This window comes from Mesorhizobium sp. M7A.F.Ca.CA.002.15.2.1, assembly GCF_003998715.1.
In the GTDB taxonomy this organism is placed as follows: domain Bacteria; phylum Pseudomonadota; class Alphaproteobacteria; order Rhizobiales; family Rhizobiaceae; genus Mesorhizobium; species Mesorhizobium ciceri.
This window is the reverse complement of record NZ_RZPI01000474.1, coordinates 1-4,474: the sequence shown is the minus strand read 5'-3', so window position 1 is coordinate 4,474 and position 4,474 is coordinate 1. Positions and strand designations below refer to the sequence as shown.

General features: G+C 64.8%; 4 protein-coding genes and 1 pseudogene. 4 read left to right on the top strand and 1 reads right to left on the bottom strand.

Annotation, left to right across the window (positions count from 1 at the left end):
• Positions 1–125: pseudogene (locus ENZ74_RS35310) on the bottom strand (riboflavin deaminase); the annotation flags it as partial.
• A gap of 125 nt (positions 126–250) precedes the next feature.
• On the opposite strand from ENZ74_RS35310, the gene ENZ74_RS23025 reads away from it, so the two are divergent.
• The 4 genes from ENZ74_RS23025 to ENZ74_RS23005 all read left to right on the top strand — a co-directional run.
• A complete protein-coding gene (locus ENZ74_RS23025) occupies positions 251–814 on the top strand; it encodes a dienelactone hydrolase family protein (RefSeq protein WP_024501764.1) in 564 nt (187 codons plus the stop codon).
• 306 nt (positions 815–1,120) lie between these two features.
• Positions 1,121–2,068, top strand: coding sequence for a substrate-binding domain-containing protein (locus tag ENZ74_RS23020; RefSeq protein WP_013530574.1), 948 nt, complete (start codon positions 1,121–1,123; stop codon positions 2,066–2,068).
• A 247-nt stretch (positions 2,069–2,315) separates the two neighbouring features.
• Entirely contained in the window at positions 2,316–3,884 is a 1,569-nt protein-coding gene (locus ENZ74_RS23010) for a sugar ABC transporter ATP-binding protein (RefSeq protein WP_063168645.1), read from the top strand.
• Positions 3,881–4,474: ABC transporter permease (locus ENZ74_RS23005; protein ID WP_164761147.1), on the top strand; the 594-nt coding region annotated here is incomplete at its 3' end. The genes ENZ74_RS23010 and ENZ74_RS23005, both read left to right, overlap by 4 nt.

Below are 4,474 nucleotides of genomic sequence, written 5' to 3'. Positions count from 1 at the left end.
TTATGGATATGCTCGTAGAGGCTCGACCACTCGGCCCGGGTGCCATCGGGGCTCGAGGTATAGCGGCTGGGGTGGAGGCTGCCGTCAAGGGATGCCAGCATATGGCAGATGATTTGCGGCTTCATGTTGTTCTCCAGTCGAGTGCTTTGGGTTCAGTCCAAAGTAGTGCCACGCCGGGAGAATGGAAGCCGCACGCCTCATGACGTACCCAGCCGTTGAGACGGCATGTGCCGGCAGGTATCATGACCGGATGTCCGCGAACATAATCCTGTTTCATTCGGTTCTGGGGCTGCGCGAGCACGAGCGGCATCTCGCTGGAAAGCTGGGCGCCGCCGGTCACGCCGTTTCGCTGCCGGACCTCTATGCGGGCGTGGCGACGGACGATCTCGAGCAAGGCTTCGCGATCAAGGCGCGGATCGGCTGGGAGGTCATTTGCCAAAGGGCGCGCGATGCCCTGGCCTCGACGCCCGGCGATACGGTGCTGGCGGGGATTTCGATGGGTGCAGGCGTGGTCGCGTCAGTCTGGGCCTTGCGGCCGCTGACGGCCAAGGTGCTGCTGTTGCATGGGCTGGCAACCGTGCCTGCGAACATCCGGCCCGGCCTGCCGGTTCAATTGCATGTCGCCGACACCGATCCGTTCTTCCCCGAGCCGGATGTCCGCGCCTGGCAGCACGCCGCCGAGGCCGCGCAAACCGATGTGCGGATCTTCCGCTATCCAAACTCGGGACATTATTTCTCGGATCCAGCTCTGCCCGACTACAACGACACAGCCGCGGCGCTGCTTTGGCAGCGTGTTCTGGCGTTCCTGGATTGAGAAGCAGAGGGGCGGCCTTGCATTGGAGGTCTTCCGACAAAGCGGCCCCCACGCCGGAAATCCAAAATCCGACAATTCCGATAATTTGCCTGGCACCGCTGTTATATCGATGTTGCACAAATGGTTGGCCCTGGGTTAGCATCCCTGCGCAGGCGTCGGTGGGAGGCTCTTTTTACAGCGGCGGCCAGCTGGAGCGGCATGCGTTTTCGGGCGCAGGGAGGATGCTCCACACTTTGAACCGACGCATGATCCTTCCTGAAACCGATCCCGGTTTTCGGGTCGTGCGTTCTTGTGGAGGAGGATCCCATGAACAGACGTGAATTCCTGCTGTCGTCCGCGGCTTTCGGCGCCATGATGGTTGCCGCGCCTTCTGTGTTTGCGCAGGACAAGCTCACTATCCTTGGCTCGGTGCCCAGTCTCGGCTTTCCGTTCTTCGTGCACATGCTGAACGAGATCAAGGCGGAAGCCGCCACGCAAGGCGTCAATCTGACCGAAAGCGACGGCCAGAACTCGGCCACCAAGCAGACCGCCGACATCGAGGCCGCCCTGGTGCAGAAGGTCAACGCCATCGTCATCTCGCCGCTCGACGTCAACGCCCTGGCGCCGGCCATCGAGGAAGCGGTCAAGGCCGGCGTTCCCGTGGTGACGATCGACCGCCGCGTAGACGGCGTCGAGGGCATCCTCGCCCATGTCGGCGCCGACAATGTGAAGGGCGGCGAGGCGGAAGCCAACGCCGTGGTGGCGGCGTTTCCCAACGGTGCCAAGCTGTTCCATCTGCAGGGCCAGCCCGGCGCCGGCCCGGCGATCGACCGCAACAAGGGCGTGCACAATGTGCTCGATCCTCTGAAGGACAAGTATCAGATCGTCTTCGAGCAGACCGCCAACTTCGCCCGCGCCGAGGCGCTGTCGGTGACCGAGGCTGGCCTTGCCGCCAACGGCAAACCCGACGCCATCGTCTGCGCCAATGACGACATGGCGCTGGGCGCCATGGAGGCTTGTGCCGCGCGCAACTTCACCGACGTCAAGATCTACGGCTTCGATGCACTGCCCGAAGCGCTGGTCGCCGTGCGCGACGGCAAGCTTGCGGGCACCGTCGAGCAATTCCCCGGCGAGCAGTCGCGCACTGCGGTGCGCATCGCGGTGGCCTTTGCCAAGGACAAGACCGAGCCGAAGGAGAAGCTGGTGCTGCTGACGCCAATCGTCATCGGCAAGGACAATCTCGACAAGGCAGAGCGGATTGGCGAGACGAAGTAGGGGTTTGGCGGGGATCGGCCGATTGGCAAAGCCGGCGGGACAGCGCCCCCCTCTGTCCTGCCGGACATCTCCCCCTCAAGGGGGAGATCGACTGTTCCTCCTGCTTTCGCCAGTTCCCAAATGTTGAAAGAAAAGGTGTCGCCGGTGACACAGCCAATCTCCCCCCTTGAGGGGGAGATGTCCGGCAGGACAGAGGGGGGCGTTCAAGCGCTGACAGGCGACATCAACTGCATGGAAGGAGCCACCCTTGCCGCCAGCCGCTGAAGCCGCCTCGCCCGAACCCATCCTGCTTGCCGTCGAAGGCATCACCAAGCATTTCGCCGGCGTGACGGCGCTCAGCGATGTCTCGCTCGATATCCGCCCCGGCGAGATCCTCGGCCTGCTGGGCGAAAACGGCGCCGGCAAATCGACGCTCTTGAAAATCCTGTCGGGTGTGATGCCGCCATCGGGCGGCCGCATCACTTTCGACGGTGCCGATTATCATCCCTCCAGCCCGCAGGATGCCAAGCGGCTTGGCATCGTCACCATCTATCAGGAACTGAGCCTGATCCCGACGCTGACCGTGGCGGAGAACATTTTCATCGGCCGCGCGCCGATCGGCCCGCTCGGGCTGGTGAGTTGGCGCAAGATGGAGGAAGATTCCCGCACGATCATCGCCCGCGTCGGTCTCTCCATAGACCCGATGACGCCGGTCTCGGCATTGTCCGTGGCCGAGCAGCAACTGGTCGAGATTGCTCGGGCGCTGTCGCTGGAAAGCCGGCTGATCATCATGGATGAGCCGACCTCGGCGCTGACCGAGACCGAGGTGCAGCGGCTGCTGTCGATCATGGACCGGCTGCGCAAGGACAGGGTCGCCATTATGTTCGTCACCCACCGGCTGGAGGAAGCGTCCGCCATATGCGATCGCATGACGGTGCTGCGCGACGGCAGGCTTGCCGGCCACCTTAACCGTGAAGGCGGGCCGATCGCGCTGCCCAAAATCATCGAGAAGATGGTCGGCCGCGCGGCGTCCGAGCTCTACGCCCGGCCGGCGCAACGCGCGGTGGCCGGCGATGTCGTGCTGTCGGTGCGCGGCCTGCGCACTGTGCGCGACCCCGAGGCGCCGCACGCCATCGTGCTCGACGGCGTCGACATAGACCTCAAGGCCGGTGAAATCCTCGGCGTTGCCGGGCTTGTCGGCTCAGGCCGCACCGAACTGGCGCGCGCTATCTTCGGCGCCGACCGCATCGCGGCCGGCACCATCACGCTCGACGGCAAGCCGATCGCCCCGTCATCACCCGCGGACGCCATTGCCCTCGGCATCGGCCTGGTGCCGGAGGACCGCAAGCACCAGGCGATCTTTGCCGCGCTGGGCATCCTGCCGAATTTCTCCATCGCTTCGCTGGGCAGCTTCAGCAACGGTTTCGGCTTCATGGCCGAGCGGCGCGAGCGCGATGCGCTGTCCGGGTTTCGAAAGATGCTGTCGATCCGCATGGCTTCGGCCGAGCAGGCGATCGAGGGCCTGTCGGGCGGCAACCAGCAAAAGGTGATCCTGGCGCGCTGGCTCGCGCGCGATCCGAAAGTGCTGATCGTCGACGAGCCGACGCGCGGCGTCGATGTCGGCGCCAAGACCGAGGTGCACCAGATCCTGGTGCAGCTTGCGGCGCGCGGCATTGCGGTGATGATGATCTCGTCCGAACTGCCCGAGGTGCTGGCGGTTTCGGACCGCATCGTCACCATGCGCCGCGGACGCATCACCGGCCAGATGCCGGGCGTCGAAGCAAACGAGGAAAGACTGATGGAACTGATGGCACTCGACCGCAAGGAGACACTATGAGCGTGGCGGGGGAGCAGGATCAGCGCGGCGGCATCAACTTCGCGCGGCTTTTGATGAGCTTCGGGCCGCTGCTGTTCCTGGTGGCGCTGATCATCGTCTTCACGGTGCTGAAGCCGAGCTTCATGGACCCGATCAACCTGTTCAACATCACAAGGCAGATCTCGATCACCGGGCTGATCGCGCTCGGCATGACCTTCGTCATCCTTACCGCCGGCATCGACCTGTCGGTCGGCTCGCTGCTCGCCTTCTGCGGCATGGTCGCCGCCGTGGTCGCCAAGGGCGGCACGGCCAACACGCTGTCGCTGTCGACGAGCGGCACGCAAGGGTTCGGCTGGTTCGCCGCGCTGCTGGCCGCCATCATCGTCGGAGCCGCTGCCGGCGGCGTGCAGGGGCTTGTCATCACCCGGCTGAAAGTGCCGCCCTTCGTCGTCACGCTGGGCGGGCTGACGGTGTTTCGCGGGCTGACACTGACCATCTCCAATGGCGGCCCGATCTCGGGCTTCGACGCCTCGATGCGCTGGTTCGGTACCGGGCTGATCGGCCCGGTGCCGGTGCCGGCGCTGATCTTCGCGGCGGCCGCCATCCTGTGC

Excerpts from the sequence above, each read along its gene's own strand:
- ENZ74_RS23025 (WP_024501764.1), top strand. The coding sequence starts at position 251 with ATGTCCGCGAACATAATCCTGTTTCATTCGGTTCTGGGGCTGCGCGAG.
- ENZ74_RS23020 (WP_013530574.1), top strand. The coding sequence starts at position 1,121 with ATGAACAGACGTGAATTCCTGCTGTCGTCCGCGGCTTTCGGCGCCATG.